Here is a 285-nt window from a genome sequence, read left to right as displayed (position 1 = left end):
CCCATGACCAGCTCGCCCGCTGCGCCTCGACTCACGCGCCGGGTGGCGGTGAGGATGTGCGCGTGATGATTGCGGTTGTCGCCCTCGCGGTCGGGTTCGTGGATAGCAACATCCACGGCCACGCCGTACCGGCGGGCCAGTTCGGCACCAAAGGAAACAGCCAACTCCCGGCGCTGGCCAGCATCCAGTTCGGCAGGCAGGGCCACGATCCATTCGCGGGCCATCCGCGAATCCTTCCGGTTCTCGGCCAGTTCGGCGGCATTCCACAGCGCGCCGCGCTCGGCA

The 285-nt window shown here is 68.4% G+C and carries 1 protein-coding gene; it reads right to left on the bottom strand.

Annotated features, from left to right (window positions below; genetic code table 11):
* A partial coding sequence (locus GHO03_RS24895) for a MobA/MobL family protein (protein WP_178110396.1) occupies nucleotides 1-285 on the bottom strand: 285 nt, incomplete at both ends.

This window comes from Pseudomonas sp. FSL R10-1339, assembly GCF_009600545.1.
GTDB lineage: Bacteria > Pseudomonadota > Gammaproteobacteria > Pseudomonadales > Pseudomonadaceae > Aquipseudomonas > Aquipseudomonas bubulae.
This window is presented reverse-complemented; position numbering and strand designations above follow the sequence as displayed.